The sequence below is a fragment of the Streptomyces sp. NPDC093260 genome, assembly GCF_040683715.1.
Lineage (GTDB): Bacteria > Actinomycetota > Actinomycetes > Streptomycetales > Streptomycetaceae > Streptomyces > Streptomyces sennicomposti.
The window spans coordinates 48127-65778 of record NZ_JBFBEK010000034.1 but is presented as its reverse complement, the minus strand read 5'-3'; the positions used below and the strand labels follow the sequence as shown (position 1 = coordinate 65778).

The 17652-nt window shown below is 74.6% G+C and carries 16 protein-coding genes; 10 read left to right on the top strand and 6 right to left on the bottom strand.

Annotated elements, in window-relative coordinates; translation table 11 throughout:
- Positions 1-5: 5 nt before the first annotated feature.
- The 3 genes from AB0N63_RS31470 to AB0N63_RS31460 form a co-directional block, all read right to left on the bottom strand.
- Positions 6-896 (bottom strand): hypothetical protein, encoded by an 891-nt coding sequence (locus AB0N63_RS31470; protein ID WP_365534358.1) that lies wholly within the window; start codon positions 894-896, stop codon positions 6-8.
- Between the two features lie 284 nt (positions 897-1180).
- Positions 1181-2710 carry a hypothetical protein gene (locus AB0N63_RS31465; protein ID WP_365534357.1) on the bottom strand — a complete coding sequence of 510 codons (1530 nt, stop codon included), beginning with the start codon at positions 2708-2710 and terminating at the stop codon, positions 1181-1183.
- 193 nt (positions 2711-2903) lie between these two features.
- Positions 2904-3599: a GntR family transcriptional regulator gene (locus AB0N63_RS31460; protein WP_365534354.1), complete on the bottom strand. Its 696-nt coding sequence runs from the start codon at positions 3597-3599 to the stop codon at positions 2904-2906.
- Positions 3600-3730: 131 nt separating this feature from the next.
- Here AB0N63_RS31460 and AB0N63_RS31455 point away from each other — a divergent pair, with 131 nt between their 5' ends.
- Genes AB0N63_RS31455 through AB0N63_RS31435 form a run of 5 tightly spaced genes read left to right on the top strand, consistent with a single transcriptional unit; the run spans position 3731 to position 8255 of the window.
- On the top strand, positions 3731-5050 hold the full coding sequence (locus AB0N63_RS31455; RefSeq protein ID WP_365534352.1) for an MFS transporter: 1320 nt from the start codon (positions 3731-3733) through the stop codon (positions 5048-5050).
- The gene (locus AB0N63_RS31450; protein WP_365534349.1) at positions 5047-5928 is read left to right on the top strand and encodes a putative hydro-lyase; all 882 of its coding nucleotides are present in this window, start codon (positions 5047-5049) and stop codon (positions 5926-5928) included. The genes AB0N63_RS31455 and AB0N63_RS31450 overlap by 4 nt, the downstream gene beginning before the upstream one ends.
- Positions 5929-5950: 22 nt before the next feature.
- Positions 5951-6709 carry a 5-oxoprolinase subunit PxpA gene (locus tag AB0N63_RS31445; RefSeq protein ID WP_365534347.1) on the top strand — a complete coding sequence of 253 codons (759 nt, stop codon included), beginning with the start codon at positions 5951-5953 and terminating at the stop codon, positions 6707-6709.
- Complete coding sequence (pxpB, locus tag AB0N63_RS31440; RefSeq protein ID WP_365534345.1) at positions 6706-7368, top strand: 5-oxoprolinase subunit PxpB; 663 nt, start codon at positions 6706-6708, stop codon at positions 7366-7368. Before AB0N63_RS31445 ends, pxpB begins: the two co-directional genes overlap by 4 nt.
- A complete protein-coding gene (locus AB0N63_RS31435) occupies positions 7365-8255 on the top strand; it encodes a biotin-dependent carboxyltransferase family protein (protein ID WP_365534343.1) in 891 nt (296 codons plus the stop codon). Before pxpB ends, AB0N63_RS31435 begins: the two co-directional genes overlap by 4 nt.
- A 77-nt stretch (positions 8256-8332) precedes the next feature.
- On the opposite strand, the gene AB0N63_RS31430 is transcribed toward AB0N63_RS31435, so the two are convergent.
- Together AB0N63_RS31430 and AB0N63_RS31425 are read right to left on the bottom strand one after the other, a co-directional pair.
- The gene (locus AB0N63_RS31430) at positions 8333-9751 is read right to left on the bottom strand and encodes a HEAT repeat domain-containing protein (RefSeq protein WP_365534340.1); all 1419 of its coding nucleotides are present in this window, start codon (positions 9749-9751) and stop codon (positions 8333-8335) included.
- Between the two features lie 335 nt (positions 9752-10086).
- Complete coding sequence (locus AB0N63_RS31425; RefSeq protein ID WP_009187542.1) at positions 10087-10479, bottom strand: ankyrin repeat domain-containing protein; 393 nt, start codon at positions 10477-10479, stop codon at positions 10087-10089.
- A 368-nt stretch (positions 10480-10847) separates the two neighbouring features.
- On the opposite strand from AB0N63_RS31425, the gene AB0N63_RS31420 reads away from it, so the two are divergent.
- Both AB0N63_RS31420 and AB0N63_RS31415 read left to right on the top strand, forming a co-directional pair.
- Positions 10848-11042 carry a hypothetical protein gene (locus AB0N63_RS31420; RefSeq protein ID WP_019983932.1) on the top strand — a complete coding sequence of 65 codons (195 nt, stop codon included), beginning with the start codon at positions 10848-10850 and terminating at the stop codon, positions 11040-11042.
- Positions 11043-11121: 79 nt separating this feature from the next.
- Positions 11122-12780 (top strand): ABC transporter ATP-binding protein, encoded by a 1659-nt coding sequence (locus AB0N63_RS31415; RefSeq protein WP_365534338.1) that lies wholly within the window; start codon positions 11122-11124, stop codon positions 12778-12780.
- A 247-nt stretch (positions 12781-13027) separates the two neighbouring features.
- Here AB0N63_RS31415 and AB0N63_RS31410 read toward each other — a convergent pair whose 3' ends face one another.
- Positions 13028-14527 (bottom strand): PLP-dependent aminotransferase family protein, encoded by a 1500-nt coding sequence (locus tag AB0N63_RS31410; protein ID WP_365534335.1) that lies wholly within the window; start codon positions 14525-14527, stop codon positions 13028-13030.
- Between the two features lie 99 nt (positions 14528-14626).
- Here AB0N63_RS31410 and AB0N63_RS31405 point away from each other — a divergent pair, with 99 nt between their 5' ends.
- From AB0N63_RS31405 to AB0N63_RS31395, 3 genes are read left to right on the top strand one after another with little or no spacing between them, the layout of a single operon-like run.
- Complete coding sequence (locus AB0N63_RS31405; protein WP_365534333.1) at positions 14627-15289, top strand: hypothetical protein; 663 nt, start codon at positions 14627-14629, stop codon at positions 15287-15289.
- Entirely contained in the window at positions 15286-16053 is a 768-nt protein-coding gene (locus AB0N63_RS31400; RefSeq protein ID WP_365534331.1) for a glycerophosphodiester phosphodiesterase, read from the top strand. Before AB0N63_RS31405 ends, AB0N63_RS31400 begins: the two co-directional genes overlap by 4 nt.
- A gap of 52 nt (positions 16054-16105) precedes the next feature.
- Positions 16106-17455 (top strand): MFS transporter, encoded by a 1350-nt coding sequence (locus tag AB0N63_RS31395; protein WP_365534330.1) that lies wholly within the window; start codon positions 16106-16108, stop codon positions 17453-17455.
- Positions 17456-17652: the final 197 nt, after the last annotated feature.

Genomic DNA, 17652 nt, shown 5'->3' with positions numbered 1-17652 from the left:
AGGGTTCAGGGCTGGGCGGGCGCGTGGAACGGCAGGCCGGCGTCGGCCACCAGTTCCAGGTCGTCGGTGTCCTCGGCGGGCAGCAGGCTCGGTGTGCCGTCCGTGACGGGGACGATGCCGAGGTCGAGGAGTTCGGCCATGGCGGCGCCGCCCGCCAGGTCGCGCACCTGGAGCTGGTAGCGGGCGGTGGTGCGGTAGGTGCCGCCGCTCTCGTCGCCGGTGCGCTGGAGGAACCCGGAGTCGGTGAGGAACGCCAGGGCCTTGGCGACGATGCCGGTGGTGGAGGCGGCGGGCCGGCGGGCGTCCTTGGTGGCGCCGGTGGCGCTGCGCCTGGCCCAGATCCGCCAGGCGGCCTCCAGGCCGGGCGCGTCGGTGGCCGGGTCGGTGTTCTCGCCCTGCTCCTCCGCGCGTTCCTCCAGGCGGCGGCAGGCCTGGCGGACGAAGGCGTCCACGCCGTTGACGGTGACGCGTCCGATGTAGCCGTCGTCGGCGAGGTCCTCGGGCCGGGGGAAGGCGAGGGCGGCCACCGCGAGGTGGGCGAGGCCGTGCAGGAACCGGTCGCCGGAGTCGGTGGCGGCACGGCGCGCGTAGTCGCCCATGCGGACGGCGAACACCGAGTCCTCGGCGGCGGTCACCGCCATGCCCGCGCGCGCGGACACCTCCAGGACGACCAGCCCGAGGCCGGCGGCCACGGCGTCGGCGAGCCGGGCGAACGCCGGGTCCTCGCGGTGGCGGCGCAGCAGCTCGGCGTACTCCTGGTCGCGGGCGGGCTGCAGTTTGGGCTGCAGCCCGAAGGCGACGAGCCGGGCCGCGTCGGCGGCGTCGGCGGGCGTGACGGCGGCCGACGTGGGCGCGCCGTCGAGGTCCGGCTCACTCCGGTCGACGTGCTCGGTCACGGACACACAACTCCTCGGTCTTGCGGGGGGGGTTCTGGGGGCGGGCGCCCGGGACGGGAGCCGGTGCCTCGGGGCGGGCGCCCCGGAGGCGGTACGGGGCCTGGGTGCGGGCGCCCCCCGGCCGTACGTGGCCTGGGGGCCGAGCCCCGACGGCGGTACGGAGCCCGGGTACAGGCGCCCGAGGCCGTACGGGGTCCGGCAGCGGGCGCCCCGAGAGGGATGCAGGAGCGTCCGATCGCGGGCCGGCGGCGCGCCGCGGCTCCCGGGCGCCGGCGGCGACGTGGTCACGCCGCCTCCGTCCGGTCCGCGGCCATCCCGGCCGCGTCCAGCAGCGCGGTGCCCACGATGAGGTCGGCGCCGCCGAACTCGGGGTCGTCCAGCTCGGTGCCGTCGTCCACGGCGAACAGCAGCTTCTGCTCGCCCTGCCGGTAGGCGGTGCCGACCGGAGGGCTGGCGGCGTGCACGGCCAGCAGGGCGACCAGGTAGGCCAGATCGGAGTCACCGGTCCGGCGCGCCTCGGCCAGCAGCCCGGACAGGCGCCTCGGCGCGTCCGCCGGCAGGTCCAGCAGTTCCATGGCGGTGGCCAGCTGCTCCTCGCTGAACCTGCTGTCGTCCGGTGTGGCGATGAGATCCGGCTCGGGCATCTCCGCGCCGAGGTGCTCGCGCTCCAGGGGCGGGGTCAGCAACAGGTCCACCAGGTCGGCGACCCGCACGGACACGGGCGTGCGCAGGCCGGTGCCGTGCGCGAAGAAGGCGTCCGTGACGCGTCGGGCCTGCTCCAGCGGCAGCGGGAGGGTGGGGGCGAGCAGGTGACCGTAGAGGTCGGTGCCCGAGCTGGTCAGCGGCGTGGCGAAGGCCTGGCGGTCCTGTTCGGCGCGGAACAGGGGGCCGGCCTCCAGCAGCCGGGACTGCAACTGGGTGTGGCGGCGGATGCAGTCCTTGACGATGTCGACGAGTTCGGCGGCGCGCCGTTTGTGCTCGGGCTCCTCGGTCTCGTCGCGGGCCCGGCGGATGTTGGTCAGGATCGCGTTCTCGTGCCGGTAGCGGTCGGCGACGTGGTCCAGGGCCTCCGCGATCATGTCGGGCACGGTGTTGAGCCAGTCCACCGCGCGGACGTTGCGCCGGGTGGCCTCCAGGGCCCGGCGCAGGGTCTCGGAGTACTGCACCGTGCGGTAGCGGGCCTGTTCGGCGGCGAGCTGGGCGTCGGCGAGGCGGCCGCGGTTGATGAGCACCTCGAGCTTGACCTCTGCGGCGATCTGCGCGCTGGTGACATCGGTGTCCAGGGCGCCCACGAGGACGTTGACCGCCTCGTCGGTGGTGCGCAGGTAGACGCTGCCGCCGGGGCCCGGCACCTCCTCGATGAGCTTGAAATCGTAGTCGCGGCGCACATAGGCGCCGTCCGGCCCGAACGTGCCGTACACCGCGCGGAAGCCGCGGTCGACGCTGCCGACGTTGATCAGGTTCTCCAGGACCCAGCGGGCCACCCGCTCGTGCTCGGCGGCCGGCCGGCCGGGGGCCTGGGCGGCGACGCGCGGGATCAGCCGGGCCACTATCTGGTCGTGGTCGGCGCCGGTGTCGAAGTCCATGTTGAGGGTGACCAGGTCGATGCCGGCGAGCGCGATCTCGGCCATGCCGTACACCGAGTACTCGCCCGCGAGGTTCGCCTTGCGGGCGTCTAGGTCGTGCAACGGCGCCGTGCAGGCGAGCGCGCGCAGCCGCCGCGCCAGTCCCTCGTCGGCGGCCGGGCCCGGGGCGGGGCGCGGCCCCGCGCTGAGCTGGGGCGGAACGCTGTCCGTCGATGCAGGCGAAGTCACGGTGCACAGACTAGGTCCTCGGTCTGACAACGACCCAAACGGCGCAGACCCGCCACCCCGCGACGGCCCCGGCCCGCCCGCGGCGGCGCGCCCGGCCGCCCCGGCGCGGGCCGTCGTCGTTCCCGTCCTCCGGGCCGCCCCGTCCCGCCTCGGCCGCCGCCCCGCGGGGCACAGGACGCCGCGGGGCCGCCTCCTACGCCTCCTCGCCCACCCGCCGCCGGTACACCTCGACGACCCGCTCCAGGGAGTCGTCCAGGTAGACCGCGAGCAGGCGCTCCGCCTCGCGCCGCTGCCCGGCCGAAAGCGCCCGCAGGATCTGCTCGTTGCGGTCGAGGTAGGGCTCGTGCAGCCGCCGCGGGTCGTCCACGACGTGGAAGGCGAGGCGGAGTTCGGCGAAGACGCTGCGCATCAGCTCGTCGGTGCGCTCGCTGCCCGCGAGGGCGACCAGTTCGCGGTGGAAGTGGATGTTGGCGGTGCCCAGCCCTTTCCAGTCACCTTCGCGCGCCGAGCACCGGCCCGCGGCGACGGCCTGGGACAGCCCGTCCAACGCGTACGGCGGTTCCCCCAGGCCGCTCACGACGGCGCACTCCACGAGCCGGCGGGTGCGGTAGATGTCCTCGACGTCCTCGACGGCCAGCACCCGCACGAACACCCCGCGGTTCAACTCGTGGACGAGCAGCCGCTCGTGCGTGAGCAGCCGGAACGCCTCGCGCAGCGTGTTGCGGGAGACGCCGAGCGCCCCGCCGATGCTGTCCTCCGACAGCCGGGTGCCGGGCGGGAAGTACCCCTCGGCGATGCGGCTCCTGAGGATGTCGGAGACCCGCTCCGCGGTACTCGTGCGGCCCAGCAGGGCCCGGTCGTCGGCCAGTGGCGTCAGCTGCTCAGCCATGCCCGGAATTCAACCGCAGACAAGAGGGCGAGACAACAGGGGTATTGAAGGATCGTTGAACGATCCTCTACGTTGCTGCCCATCGCACGGCTCGGTCCCAGCACCCTTCCCCTCTCGGTTGCGAGGTGCCCATGAGCACGACCCCTCCACAGAAGGCGCTGACGTCCGGTTCCCGTTCCGGGCCGGGCGGGCGCTCCGCCGACGGCGGCCCGGCCGGCTGGTGGCGGGCCCTGGACCCCCGTGGCCGCCGGGCCTTCGCGGGCGCGTTCGGCGGCTATGCGCTGGACTCCTACGACTACTTCACACTGCCGCTGAGCATGGTGGCCCTGGCCGCGTACTTCGGCCTGGACAGCGGGCAGACGGGACTGTTCACCACCGTCACCCTGGTCGTCTCGGCGGTCGGCGGCGCCGTGGCCGGGGTGGTCGCGGACCGGATCGGCCGGGTCCGCGCGCTGATGATCACGGTGGTCACCTACGCGGTGTTCACGGTCGCCTGCGGATTCGCGCCGACCTACGAGACGCTGCTGGTCTTCCGCGCCCTCCAGGGCCTCGGCTTCGGCGGCGAGTGGGCGGTCGGCGCGATCCTGGTCGCCGAGTACGCGAGCACGCGGCACCGGGGCCGGACGCTCGGCGCGGTGCAGAGTTCCTGGGCGGTCGGCTGGGCGCTGGCGGCGGTCGTCTACACGCTGGTGTTCTCGGTGGCCGGCGACGAGTGGGCCTGGCGCGTGATGTTCTGGACCGGTGCGCTGCCCGCGCTGCTGGTGGTGTGGCTGCGCAGCCGGGTGCACGATGCGCCGCAGGCGATGGCGGTGCGGGAACAGAGCCCGCGGCGCGGCTCGTTCACGGCGCTCTTCCGGCCGGGCACGGCGGCCGAGCCGGGTCTGCTGCGCACCACGGTCTTCGCCTGTCTGCTCTCCACCGGTGTGCAGGGCGGCTACTACACGCTGGCGACCTGGGTGCCCACGTATCTGAAGACGGAGCGCGGGCTGTCGGTCGTCGGGACCGGCGCGTATCTGACGTTTCTCATCTCGGGGGCCTTCGTCGGCTACCTGACCGGGGGTCACCTCACCGACCGGCTGGGCAGGCGGCGCAACATCTGGCTGTTCGCGCTGCTGTCGGCGATCTGCGTGCTGGCGTACGCGCACGTCCCGGGCGGCTCCGGGACCCTGCTGCTGGTACTGGGCTTCCCGCTCGGGTTCTGCATGTCGGCGATCTTCAGCGGCTTCGGCTCGTATCTGAGCGAGCTGTACCCGACGGCGGTGCGCGGCACCGGCCAGGGCTTCACGTACAACACCGGGCGTGCGGTGGGCGCCGTCTTCCCCACCCTGGTGGGCTTCCTGGCCGACAGCTGGGGGGTGGGCGGCGCGCTGGTCTTCGGCGCGATCGGCTACGGCGTCGCGGCCCTGGCGCTGCTGGGGCTGCCGGAGACGCGCGGGAAGGAGCTGGCATGAGTCACACGGACGTGACGGGCGGCCGCCTGCCCGCCGGGGCCGCGCGGGAGCGGTCCGCCTCCCCGGTGCACGACCGCCCCGTAGTGGTCGCCGACGAGCACGCGCGCGCGTGGAGCCCGCGCACGGCCCGGGAACGCTTCCGGGACGGGCTGACGGGGCCGACGGCGGGGGTGGCCGCCGGGCACACGCAGGTGAACCTGATCTCGGTTCCGGCCGACTGGGCGTACGACATGCTGCTGTTCTGCCAGCGCAACCCCAAGCCGTGCCCGGTCCTGGACGTCACGGACGCCGGTTCCGCCACGACGGTGCTCGCCGAGGGCGCGGACCTGCGCACCGATCTGCCGCGCTACCGGGTGTGGCGGCACGGCGAGCTGGTGGCCGAGCCGACCGATGTGCGCGAGCACTGGCGCGACGATCTGGTGACGTTCCTGATCGGGTGCAGCTTCACCTTCGAGTGGGCGCTGGCGTCGGCGGGTGTGCCGATCCGGCACGTGGAGCAGGGCCGCAACGTCCCGATGTACGTGACGGACCGTCAGTGCCGTCCGGCGGGGCGGCTGCACGGCCCCATGGTGGTCTCGATGCGCCCGGTGCCGCCCGCGTACCTGTCGGCGGCGATCCGGGAGAGCGGTCTGCTCCCGGCGGTGCACGGCGGTCCCGTGCACTGCGGCGTGCCCTCCGGGCTCGGCATCGAGGACCTCGGGCGGCCCGACTTCGGCGACCCGGTGGACGCCGAGCCCGGCGACGTTCCGGTGTTCTGGGCCTGCGGGGTGACCCCGCAGGCGGCGGTGATGGCGTCCCGGCCGCCGTTCGCCCTGACCCACGCCCCGGGGCAGATGTTCCTGACCGACGCCCGCGACGAGCAGTACCGCGTGGCCTGAGAGAGACGCGAGCGAGTGAGCCATGACCTCCATCGACCTGAACGCCGACCTCGGTGAGGGCTTCGGCCGCTGGCGGCTGACCGACGACGAGCAGTTGCTGTCCGTCGTGACCAGCGCCAACGTGGCCTGCGGCTTCCACGCCGGGGACGCGGTCACCATGCGGCGGGTGTGCGAACTGGCGGCCGAGCGCGGGGTGCGGATCGGCGCGCAGGTCTCCTACCGGGACCTGGCCGGGTTCGGGCGGCGCGCGATGGACGTGCCGCCCGCCGAACTGGCCGCCGAGGTCGCCTACCAGATCGGCGCCCTCGAGGTCTTCGCGCGGGCGGCGGGCGCGCGTGTGGCGTACGTCAAGCCGCACGGCGCCCTCTACAACCGGGTCGTGCGGGACGAGGAGCAGGCGGCCGCGGTGGTGGAGGGCGTGCTGCTCGCCGACGCCGCGCTGCCGGTGCTGGGGCTGCCGGGTTCCCGGCTGCTGGAGCTGGCGGGAAAGGCCGGACTCCCCTCGGTCACCGAGGCGTTCGCGGACCGCGCCTACACCGGGGAGGGCACGCTCGTGCCGCGCGGCCTGGAGGGCGCGGTGATCACCGATCCGGTGGCCGTGCTGGAGCGTTCGGTGCGTCTGGCCCGCTCCGGGACGGTCGTCTCGCACCGGGGGGAGGTCGTCGGCGTACAGGCGCGTTCGCTGTGCCTGCACGGCGACACGCCGGGCGCGGTGGAGCTGGCCCGGCAGGTGCGCGGGCGCCTGGAGGCGGTGGGCGTGCGGGTGGAGGCCTTCGCGTGAGGGTGCTGCAGGTGGGTCCGGACGCGCTGCTCGTGGAGGTCGCCTCCGGGGACGAGGCCGAGGCCCTGCACGAGGAGCTGCTGCGCCGCCGCTCGGAGGGCTTGCTGGAGGTGGCCGAGATCGTCCCGGCGGCCCGTACGGTCCTGCTCGACGGCCTCGCGGAACCGGACCGGGCGGCCCGCGAACTGGCCGCCGCGACGGTACCGCCGGCGGCCCCGCGCGGGGAGCGGGTCGTGGAGCTGCCGGTGCGCTACGACGGCCCCGATCTGGCCGACGTCGCCGCCCGTTGGGGGGTCGCCGAGGAGGAGGTCGCGCGCGTGCACGCGGCCACCGAGTTCCGGGTCGCCTTCTGCGGGTTCGCCCCCGGCTTCGGCTACCTCACCGGTCTGCCCGAGCGCTGCCACGTGCCGCGCCGGGCCACTCCGCGTACGGCGGTGCCGGCCGGGGCGGTGGCGCTGGCAGGGCCGTACACGGGGGTCTATCCGCGCTCGTCGCCGGGCGGCTGGCAGCTGATCGGCACCACCGACGCGGTGCTGTGGGACCACGCGCGCGTGCCGGCCGCCCTGCTGTCGCCGGGCACTCGGGTGCGCTTCGTTCCCGTGGGCCCGGTGGGGCGGGTGAGCCTGCCGCAACAGGCGGAGCGGGCGGGGGTGCGATGAACGACCGCGCGCTCGTCGTCGTGCGCGCCGGGGCGCTGACCACCGTCCAGGACGAAGGACGTCCCGGCCACGCCCATCTCGGGGTGCCCCGCTCGGGGGCGCTGGACGCGCCGGCCGCCGCCCTGGCCAACCGGCTGGCCGGCAACCCGCGCGGGGCGGCCGTCCTGGAGACCACGCTCGACGGCTGCGCCCTGCGGCCCCGTTCCCCGGTCACCGTGGCGGTCACGGGCGCGCCCTGTCCCGTCCGGCTGGACGGCCGGCCGGCCGCCTGGGGAGCGCCGGTACGGGTCCCGGCGGGGGCGGTGCTGGAGGTGGGCGCGGCGGTCCGCGGGGTACGCGCCTACGTCGCCGTGTCGGGCGGGGTCGCCGTGGCGCCGGTGCTCGGCAGCCGCTCCACCGATCTGCTGTCCGGGCTCGGGCCCGCGCCGCTCACGGACGGCGCGGTGCTCCCGCTGGGACCGCCGGCCGACGTCCACGCGCGCGTGGACGTCGCACCGCAGCCGGGGCCCGCGGCCGAGCTGGTGCTGCGGGTGACCCTCGGGCCGCGCGACGACTGGTTCACCCCGGCGGCGCTGCGGGTCCTCGCCACCCGCCCGTACCGCGTGTCGTCGGCGAGCAACCGCGTCGGGCTACGCACCGAGGGGCCCGCGCTGCAGCGGTCCCGGCCCGGCGAGCTGCCCAGTGAGGGAATGGTCCTGGGCGCGGTGCAGGTGCCGCCCGACGGCCGGCCGCTGGTCTTCCTCGCCGACCATCCGACCACCGGCGGCTACCCGGTGATCGCGGTCGTCCACGCCGCCGATCTCGCCGCCGCGGCCCAGGCGGTCCCGGGCACGCCCGTCCGCTTCGTGCCGGCGCGGCGGCGGGCGGTGGCGGTGCGACGGCGCTGAGGGCCACGTCCGCCGCCGTCGCCCCCGGGCGGCCGCAGCGGGCGCGAAGGCCTCCATGCCGTGGCCGGCCCGGCCGGTCAGACGGTGGGCATGTCCGGGCCGATCCGGCTGCGCACGGCGGTCTGTACCTCCGCCTCCTCGGCCGGGTCGGCGGCGAGCCGGCGCAGTTGGTCGACGACCCGGGTGTCGCCGGTCTCGGCGTGCCGGGCGGCGAGTTCGCGGGTGGTCTCCTCGCAGTCCCACAGGCATTCGACGGCGAACCCCGCGGGGAAGGACGGGTCGGTGGCGGCCAGCGCACGTGCGGCGCGATGGCGCAGATGGGAGGAGGCGGTCTCGCGGTAGATGTGGCGCAGCACGGGTGCCGCGCAGGCGATGCCGAGCCGTCCGGCGCCGTCGACCAGGGTCCACAGGGTGGCGGCGTCGGGGCCCTCGCCCCGGACGGCCTCGCGGAGGGCGGCGAGGACGAGTTCGCGGTCGCGCACCTCGCCGCGGCAGGCCAGCATGCGGCCGGCGGCGGCGCCCAGCGGGTCGGGGCGGCGGGCCCAGCCGCGGGCGCGGTCCACGGCCACCGCACCGCGCATGCGTTCGAAGGCGTCGAGGGCGGCGTCCGCCACGACGGCCGATCCGTCGGACACCGCGGCCTCGATCAGATCCAGGGCGCCGGGATCGTCGCCGTCGGCGAGGTAACGCAGGGCGGTGCAGCGGGCGCCGTCGGCGCCGTGCCGGGCGGCCCGCAGGATCTCGGGCCGGTCCTCGGGTCCGGCGACGGCGCTCAGGCAGCGGGCGGCCGGGACGTGGAGGGCGGCGCCGCGCTCCAGGCCCTGCTGCGCCCAGTCGAACACGGCCTGCACGCTCCAGCCCGGGCGGGGGCCGGTGGGCCTCATCTGCCGCTGCCAGCGGTCGAAGCAGCCGGTCTCGTGGGCGGCGCGCACGCGCCGGGCGATCGACTCGCGCGGGTCCTCGGCCCACAGCCGCCAGGGGCGGGGTTCGAAGGCGTCGCGCACGGCGGCGGCCAGCGAGGCCTCGCCCTCGGCGTCGGTGGCGAAGCGGGCGAGGACCGGGGCGGCCAGCGAGCGCAGTCCGGCGTCGTCGTCGCGCAGCGCCAGCTCGTCCAGCGCCCACGCCCAGTTGGCACCGCCGGCGGCGTATCTGCGCAGCAGGGCGAGGGCGTCGAGCCTGCCGTAGGAGGCAAGGTGGCCGAGGACCGCGAGGGCGAGTCCGGTGCGGGACTCGTCGGTGTCGAGGGCGTCCTCGGGGTCGAAGAGGTGCGCCTCGATCGCGTCCAGCTCGCCGTTCAGGTCGAGGTAGAGGCGGGCGTAGTACAGGGAGCGGTTCTCCACCTGCCAGTCGTGCCGGGGGTCGTGCAGCACACAGTGGTCGAGTGCCGCGAGCGCCTCGGCGCGCGGTGCGGTGAGCGCGTGCAGTGTGCCGTCGCCGCGGCCCCGCTGGAGCAGGCCGAGCAGCGTGCCGCTGGGCGCTATGACCGGATCGAACATGGGAAACAGCCTCACATCAAGCGTCGACGCAACCGGGGAACAGCTACTACCTGGCCACGTGACAACACGTCGGGGCGCCCGCCGTCTCTTGCTTGCTGTAGACCATCGTCCTCTGCCTCTCGTCGGTGGCCCGTACGGACCGCGTCACGGTCCGCGCGGTCCGGCAAGCTCTGCCCGTCCGTCGCGTCCGTGAATCACGACGTCATGATGACCCGGCGTCTGCGCTGCCGCGACCGAAATTTCCGGCGGCCTGGTACCGCCTCCCCCGTTTTGTGTGTCGTGCCTGGTCGGCGGGCCGTTTCAGCAGCTCACGGCGTGCTGGACGACCCTTGGGCTCACTGCTCGCCGAACAGCCGCAGCAGCTCGGTCCGGCCGAACATCCGAGCCGTGTCGAGGGCCGACGGGGTCCCCGCGGACGGGTCGGCGCCGGCCTCCAGCAGGGCCTCGATGACGTCCTGCTCGCCCTTGAAGACCGCTCCGGCGAGGGGTGTCTGGCCCCGGTCGTTGACGCGGTCGGCGTCGGCTCCGCGGGCCAGCAGGGCGCGGACGGCGTCGGCGTGGCCGTGATAGGCGGCGAGCATCAGGAGCGAGTCGCCGCGGTCGTTGGTGAGGTTGGCCGGGACGCCGGCGTCGACGTAGGCGACGAGCGCGTCGGCCGGGCCCTGTCGGGCCAGATCGAAGATCTTGGTCGCCAGCTCCACGACTTCGGGGTCGAGGGCATCACTCATCGGCCGGACCGCCTCTCACTGCGAGCGTTGGGGACTGCTGGGGCACTGCTGGTACCGCACGGGACCTGCGGTGTGCGGCCGGGGACCGCGGGGAGCAAGCGTACGGCCGCGCGAGCGGTGCTCGGCCGAACGGGTGAATCGCCAGGGTACTGGCTGGCGCGGCGCCGCACCCGCGTTGCCGGGAGGCAAAGATCACCGGTGAGCCGGGCGCGCGCAACAGGGCGGGGCGGCCACCACACCCGCCGGCTCGGCCGCGCGAGGGAAAACGGGCGGTTTTCACCCGCTTGCACCTTTTGTCATATGGATACATGCTGTGATCCTGGAAGGACTCAGGGTGACTGTCCCCCTTTCGACACCAGGAGATTCACATGATCCTCTCCATCTCAGGCGTCGTCCTGTTCGGCGTCATCGGTTTCATCTTCTTCCGCAAGGACGGGCTGAAGCCCTCCCACGCGTGCGTGTCGACCCTCTTCGGCTTCTACCTGGCCAGCACGGCCATCGCCCCGAGCATCAGAGCCGGCGGCGAGAGCCTGGCCAGCCTCCTCGGCGGCATGCGGTTCTGACGCCGACCGCCCCGAGGACCGAGGCAGACGCCGTCCAGGGGACACCCCCCACCGACCGTCCGCACCCCAGGAGGCAGCAGTGGCCCGGCGGCCCCTCCCCCGCATTCTGAGCACAGGCGGCGCGCAGCTGGCCCGGAGCCGGGAGCTGGCCCGGACGGCGGCCGACAGCGCCACGGACATCCTCCACCCGCTGATCACCGTCGCCCGGGGGCTGCGCCGGCTCGCCGCGGCCGGCCGGCGCAGATGGGCCGAGACGCCGAAGGACCGGCGCGGGCCGCTGCTGTTCGTGGTGGCCGCCCTGTGCCTGACCGTGGTCGTGGTGCCGTACGGTCCGCTGCTCGCCGCCGTCGCGGTGACGGCGGCGGCGGCGTGGCAGGGCCGGGACCGCGCGCCGGCCGAGCCCGCCGAGGACCCCGACGAGCCGCGCACCCGGCGCCTGACGTCGCTGTACGAGGCCCTGGTCCCGTACTTCTCGGCCGCCGACGACCCGGCCCCGCTGTACGCGCACGGCGGCGCCTGGGAGAAGGCCTTCCCCGGCTACGAGTTCGACGACTCCGGCCGCGTCTGCCATCTGCTGATCCGCTATCCGGCGTACTTCACCGACGGCGAGCCGGAGTCCCGCGCGCGGATCGAGCATCTGCTGACCGCGAAGGCCGGCCGCGGGCGCGAGTACCTGTTCACCTGGGACGAGGAGGCCAACGAGCTGACGGTCACCGCGCTGGCCCCGCTGCCCACCGGCGTCCCCGCCCAGCGGTTCGTCACCGCTCCGGGTGAGACCGTGCTCGGCTTCACCGACCCCAGCGAGGTGCAGCGCACCCTGCCCCTCGCCTACGGCGCCGAGCAGCGCGACGTGCCACCGGTCGTCTGGCGCACCGGGCCGCGCTCCACCGAACCGCATCTGCTGGCGCTGGGGCAGCCCGGCAGCGGCACCTCCACGCTGCTGCGTTCCATCGCGTTGCAGGCGCTCCAGTACGGCGACGTGGTGATCGTCGACGGCGGCGGGACCGGCGAGTACGCCTGTCTGGTGGGCCGGGACGGGGTCCTCGCGGTGGAGTGCGGGCTCTCCGGGGCGCTGGCCAGCCTGGAGTGGGCGGCGACCGAGACCGAGCGCCGGCTGATCGCCGTCAACCGCGCCCGGCAGGCGGGGCAGGCGCCGCCGGACGACACCCGGCGGCCGTTGTGGCTGCTGCTGGACCGGCCGACCTCCTTCACTCACCTGGCCTCCGCGGACGGGCGCAAGGACCCGCAGGCGCTGTTGCAGGTGCCCCTGCGGCACGGCCGCGCGGTGAACGTGACGGTCGTGGTGGCCGAGCAGTTCGACAGCGCGGACGCGCTCGGGGAGGCGCTGCGGCAGCACACGCGCGCGCGGGTGGTGCTCGGGCCGGCGACGGCGGAGCAGCTCAAGGCGGTGCTGGGGGCGCCGCCGCACACCACTCCGCTGCCGGCCGTTCCGCCCGGGCGGGGGTACGCGCGGCTGGGGAACGGGACGGTGCACCGGCTTCAGGTGCCGGCGACGCCCGATCCGTACGACGACTCGATCAGCGGGGCGCTGCGGCGGGCCGTGGAGGAACTGTTGCCGCCGAAGACGACGCCGGCGGACGGGGAGACGGTGCCGGAACCCGCTCCCGTGGGCAGCGCGGCCTCCCGGGCGGAGGTGGAGGCCGCGGGGGCGGAGGCTGTGGCCGAGGCGGAGGAAGCGGTGGCGGAGGCGGCGAAGGCGGTGGGGGAGGCTTCCTGAGGGAGGCGGGGCCGGGGGCGGGGTGAGGGGGCTGCGTCACTCGAGGGTGCGCGGAGGTGGGGTGCCGCGGAGGTGGGGTGCTGGGCGGGAAGCGCTCGCCTCGCTTCGAAGGTGCACCTGGGCACGGCGGGGCGGGTGGGTCGACTCGTCCCGCGTGACGGGGCGCCGCCGCGCTCACCCGTGCCGCCCGGGGGCGCCTCCCAGGCCCTTGAGGCACTGAGGCAGGCACGACTGGCCGCCGCTCGGCTCATGCCACGAAGGTTCTCGGGGAGTTGCCGTTCATGGGGGTGCCTGTGTGCACCAGATGGGCCGCCGCGGCCAGGCGGGTGGCCGCTTCTTCCGCCACCGCTCCGGCGACGGTGAACGGGAGCCGGACGTAGCCCTCGAAGGCGCCGTCGACGCCGAAGCGGGGGCCGGACGGCACCCGTACGCCCACCCGCTCGCCCGCCTCCGCGATGCGGGAGCCCGAGAGCCCGCCGGTGCGCACCCACAGCGTCAGGCCGCCCTGCGGCGCCTCGAACTCCCAGGTGGGCAGCTCTCGCCGGACGGCCGTGATCAGCGCGTCCCGGTTGTCGCGGGCCTGACGCCGGCGCAGCTCGACCGCCTGCTCCCAGCCGCCCGTGCTGAACAGCCAGTTCACGGCGAGCTGCTCCAGCACGGGGGTGCCCAGGTCGGCGTAGGCGCGGGCGGCGACCAGGCTGCGGATCACGTCGGGGGCGGCCCGGACCCAGCCGATGCGCATCCCGGCCCAGAAGGCCTTGCTGGCGGAGCCGACGGTGATCACCGTGGAGCCCGCCGGGTCGAAGCCGCAGACCCGCCGCGGCATCTCCAGGCCCGGTTCCAGGTACAGCTCGCTCATCGTCTCGTCCACGACGAGCACCGTCCCGGCCGACCGCGCCGCCTCCACCAGACGGCGGCGCTGGTCCTCGTCGGCGAGCGCGCCCGTGGGGTTGTGGAAGTCGGCCACGACGTAGGCGATCCGGGGTGCGGCCTCCCGCAGCACCTGGCGCCAGCGGTCCAGGTCCCAGCCGGTGAGCCCCTCGGCCATCGCCACCGGCACCAGCCGGGCGCCCGCCTCCCGCATCAGCTGGAGGATGTTGGCGTAGGACGGCGACTCGACGGCGATGCGCTCGCCCCTGCCGCCGAAGAGGTGGCAGATGGCGTCGATCGCGCCCATGGCTCCCGTCGTCACCATGATCTGCTCGGGCATGGTGGGGATCCCGCGCGCGGTGTACCGCTCGGCGATCATCGACCGCAGCGCGGGCAGCCCGGCCGGGTAGTCGCCGTGGGTGTGGGCGTAGGGCGGCAGTTCCTCCAGCGCGCCCTGCACGGCGCGGGTGAGCCACGGCTCGGGGGCGGGCAGCGCGGCGGTGCCGAGGTCGATCATCGAGCCCAGCGCTTCCGGCGGCAGGGGTTCGAGCCCCCGGGCGGGCAGCGGGTTGCCCGCCGGGACGGCGGTCCAGCTGCCCGCCCCACGCCGGGACTCCAGGAAGCCCTCGGTGCGCAGCGCCTCGTAGGCGGCGGCGACCGTGGTGCGGCTGACGGACAGGGACAGGGCGAGTTCGCGCTCGGCGGGCAGCCTGGCGGCCACCGGGACGCGGCCCTCCAGGACCAGCAGGCGGATGCCGTCGGCGAGCGCCCGGTAGGCGGGCGGGCGGCGGGCGCCGGGGCCGGCCGGGCGCTCCTGCTGGGAGTTGAGCAGCCGGGCGAGTTGCGCGGCACCCATCGCCGAAGTCCACTGCGCCATGCGTACCAGTCCACCTTTCCCGAATTGGCCATGGATGGCTTTCGTTCTCAAGCCACAGAGTGTCACGCACCGAGCCACTTCCACCACCAGGGGGACATCTTGTCCACACGGGACCGCCTCGACCGCCCAGGACGGCGGCTGATCCAGCTCTACGCCGGCCTCGTGCTGTACGGCGTCAGTTCGGGCCTCCTCGTCGAGGCGGGGCTCGGTCTGGAGCCGTGGAACGTGCTGCACCAGGGGCTGGCCGAGCTGACCGGTCTGACGATCGGGGTGGTGTCGATCGTCGTGGGCGCCGTGGTGCTGCTGCTGTGGATACCGCTGCGGCAGCGGCCCGGCCTCGGCACGGTCTCCAACGTCTTCCTGGTCGGCGTGGCGATGGACGGCACGCTCGCCGTGCTGCCGGGAGCGCACACGCTGACCGTCCGCGTCCCGCTGCTGCTGACGGGCGTCCTGCTGAACGGCGCGGCCACCGGTCTGTACATCGCCGCCCGGCTGGGTCCGGGGCCGCGGGACGGGCTGATGACCGGGCTGCACCGGCGCACCGGCCGCTCGGTGCGGCTGATGCGGACGGTCGTGGAGGTGACGGTGGTCGCCACCGGGTTCGCCCTCGGCGGCACGATCGGCGTGGGCACCCTTCTGTACGCGCTGGCGATCGGCCCGCTGGCGCAGTTCTTCCTGCGGCTGTTCGCCGTTCCGGCGGCGGGCGCGGGCCGCCCGACCGTTGCCGCGACGTCACCCGAAGGGGTGATACTGCGTCCGTGACCACGCTCGTGCGCCATCCGTATCTCGACCATCCGGGGCCCATCCCGTTCGCCCATCGCGGCGGTGCCGCCGACGGGCTGGAGAACACCGTGGTGCAGTTCCGGCGGGCGGTCGCGCTCGGCTACCGGTACATCGAGACCGATGTGCACGCCACGGCCGACGGGCGGCTGGTCGCCTTCCACGACGCGACCCTGGACCGGGTGACCGACGGCACGGGCCGGATCGCCGACCTGCCGTGGGCGGAGGTCGCGCACGCGCGCGTGGCGGGCCGCGAGCCGGTGCCGCTCTTCGAGGAGTTGCTGGAGACCTTCCCCGAGGTGCGCTGGAACGTCGACGTGAAGGCGGAGCCGGCGCTGCACCCGCTGTTGGAGACGATCGAGCGCATGGACGCCTGGTCGCGGGTGTGCGTGGGCTCCTTCTCCGAGGCGCGGGTGGTGCGGGCCCAGCGGCTGGCCGGCTCGCGTCTCGCGACGTCGTACGGCACGCGTGGGGTGCTGGGGCTGCGGCTGCGCTCCTGGGGGGTGCCTGCGGCGCTGCGGCGGTCGGCGGTCGCCGCGCAGGTGCCGGTGGCGCAGTCCGGCGTCCCGGTGGCCGACCGGCTGTTCGTCCGCGCGGCCCACGCGCTGGGTCTCCAGGTGCACGTGTGGACGATCAACGAACCGGAGCGGATGCACCGGCTCCTGGACCTCGGCGTCGATGGCATCATGACCGATCACATCGACACGCTGCGCGAGGTCATGCGGGAGCGGGGCGTCTGGTTCTGAGGCGCCCGCCCGAGGGGCGCGCGGCACCGGAAGCGGGGAAGCGAGGGCACGGGTGGGCATCGGCACCGTGCGGGCACAGGCCGGCGACGACGCCGCCGAGCGGCGGCGCGAGCAGCACGGCTGGTACTTCTACGACTGGGCGTGCTCCGTCTACTCGACCAGTGTGCTCACCGTCTTCCTCGGCCCCTATCTCACCTCGGTCGCGCGGGCGGCGGCGGACCCGGACGGGTTCGTGCATCCGCTGGGGGTCCCGGTGCGGGCCGGGTCGTTCTTCGCCTACTGCGTGTCGGCGTCCGTGATCGCGGCGATCGTGGTGATGCCGGTGGCGGGCGCGGCGGCCGACCGCACGGGCCGCCGCAAGCCGCTGCTGGCGGCGGCCGCCTACACGGGGGCCGCCGCCACCACGGGGCTGTTCTTCCTGGACGGGCACCGCTACCTGCTGGGCGGTCTCCTGCTGATCGTCGCGAACGCGTCGGTGGCCGTCTCGATGGTCCTCTACAACTCCTACCTGCCGCAGATCGCGCCGCCCGAGGAGCGCGACGCGGTGTCCTCGCGGGGCTGGGCCTTCGGCTACGCGGCCGGGTCGCTGGTGCTGGTGGCGAACCTGGTCCTGTTCACCGCGCACGACTCCTTCGGCGTCTCGGAGGCGACGGCGGTGCGGATCTGCCTGGCCTCGGCGGGTCTGTGGTGGGGTGTCTTCACCCTCGTGCCGCTGCGGCGGCTGCGCGACCGCCGGTCGCCGCCCGCCGCCGTGCCGCGGGCACGGGGGTGGCGGCAGCTGGCGGCCACCGTGCGGGACATGCGCGACCGGCCGCTCACCCTGGCCTTCCTGCTGGCGTACCTGGTCTACAACGACGGCATCCAGACGGTGATCTCCCAGGCCTCCGTGTACGGCTCGGAGGAGCTGGGCCTCGGCCAGTCCACACTGATCACGGCAGTGCTGATGGTGCAGGTGCTGGCGGTGGCGGGCGCCCTCGGGATGGGGCGGCTGGCGCGGACGTACGGGGCGAAGCGGACGATCCTCGGGTCGCTGATCGCCTGGACGGCGACCCTGGCGGCCGGGTTCTTCCTGCCGGCCCGGGCGCCCGTGTGGTTCTTCGTGCTGGCGGCCGGGATCGGGCTGGTCCTCGGCGGCAGCCAGGCGCTGTCCCGGTCGCTGTTCTCGCATCTCGTCCCGCCCGGCAAGGAAGCCGAGTACTTCTCCGCGTACGAGATGAGCGACCGCGGCATGAGCTGGCTGGGGCCGCTGCTGTTCGGGGTGACGTACCAGCTCACCGGCAGCTACCGGGACGCGATCGTCTCGCTGGTGGCGTTCTTCGTCACCGGCTTCGTCCTGCTGGCGCGGGTGCCGGTGGGGCGGGCGATCCGGGACGCGGGCAATCCGGTTCCGGACCGGATTTAGCACTCGCGGGGAAAGGGCTGTAGTGTACGCGTTTGGCCTGCCAGGCGTACCGTTACTGCGCGTCAAAGATGCCGAAACGCTGGGTGACATCTCGTTGCAGATGTGACAAACCGGGCGCCGGTGGGTACTGCACTGGTTGACAAGGCTGCGGCTACGACGGCGACACAATGACCCGGAACGGGACATCGGAACGGGAA

Coding starts and splice junctions, on each gene's coding strand:
- AB0N63_RS31455 (WP_365534352.1), top strand. CDS start 3,731: ATGAGCACGACCCCTCCACAGAAGGCGCTGACGTCCGGTTCCCGTTCC.
- AB0N63_RS31410 (WP_365534335.1), bottom strand. CDS start 14,527: ATGGCGCAGTGGACTTCGGCGATGGGTGCCGCGCAACTCGCCCGGCTG.
- AB0N63_RS31450 (WP_365534349.1), top strand. CDS start 5,047: ATGAGTCACACGGACGTGACGGGCGGCCGCCTGCCCGCCGGGGCCGCG.
- AB0N63_RS31430 (WP_365534340.1), bottom strand. CDS start 9,751: ATGTTCGATCCGGTCATAGCGCCCAGCGGCACGCTGCTCGGCCTGCTC.
- AB0N63_RS31460 (WP_365534354.1), bottom strand. CDS start 3,599: ATGGCTGAGCAGCTGACGCCACTGGCCGACGACCGGGCCCTGCTGGGC.
- AB0N63_RS31420 (WP_019983932.1), top strand. CDS start 10,848: ATGATCCTCTCCATCTCAGGCGTCGTCCTGTTCGGCGTCATCGGTTTC.
- AB0N63_RS31435 (WP_365534343.1), top strand. CDS start 7,365: ATGAACGACCGCGCGCTCGTCGTCGTGCGCGCCGGGGCGCTGACCACC.
- AB0N63_RS31445 (WP_365534347.1), top strand. CDS start 5,951: ATGACCTCCATCGACCTGAACGCCGACCTCGGTGAGGGCTTCGGCCGC.
- AB0N63_RS31425 (WP_009187542.1), bottom strand. CDS start 10,479: ATGAGTGATGCCCTCGACCCCGAAGTCGTGGAGCTGGCGACCAAGATC.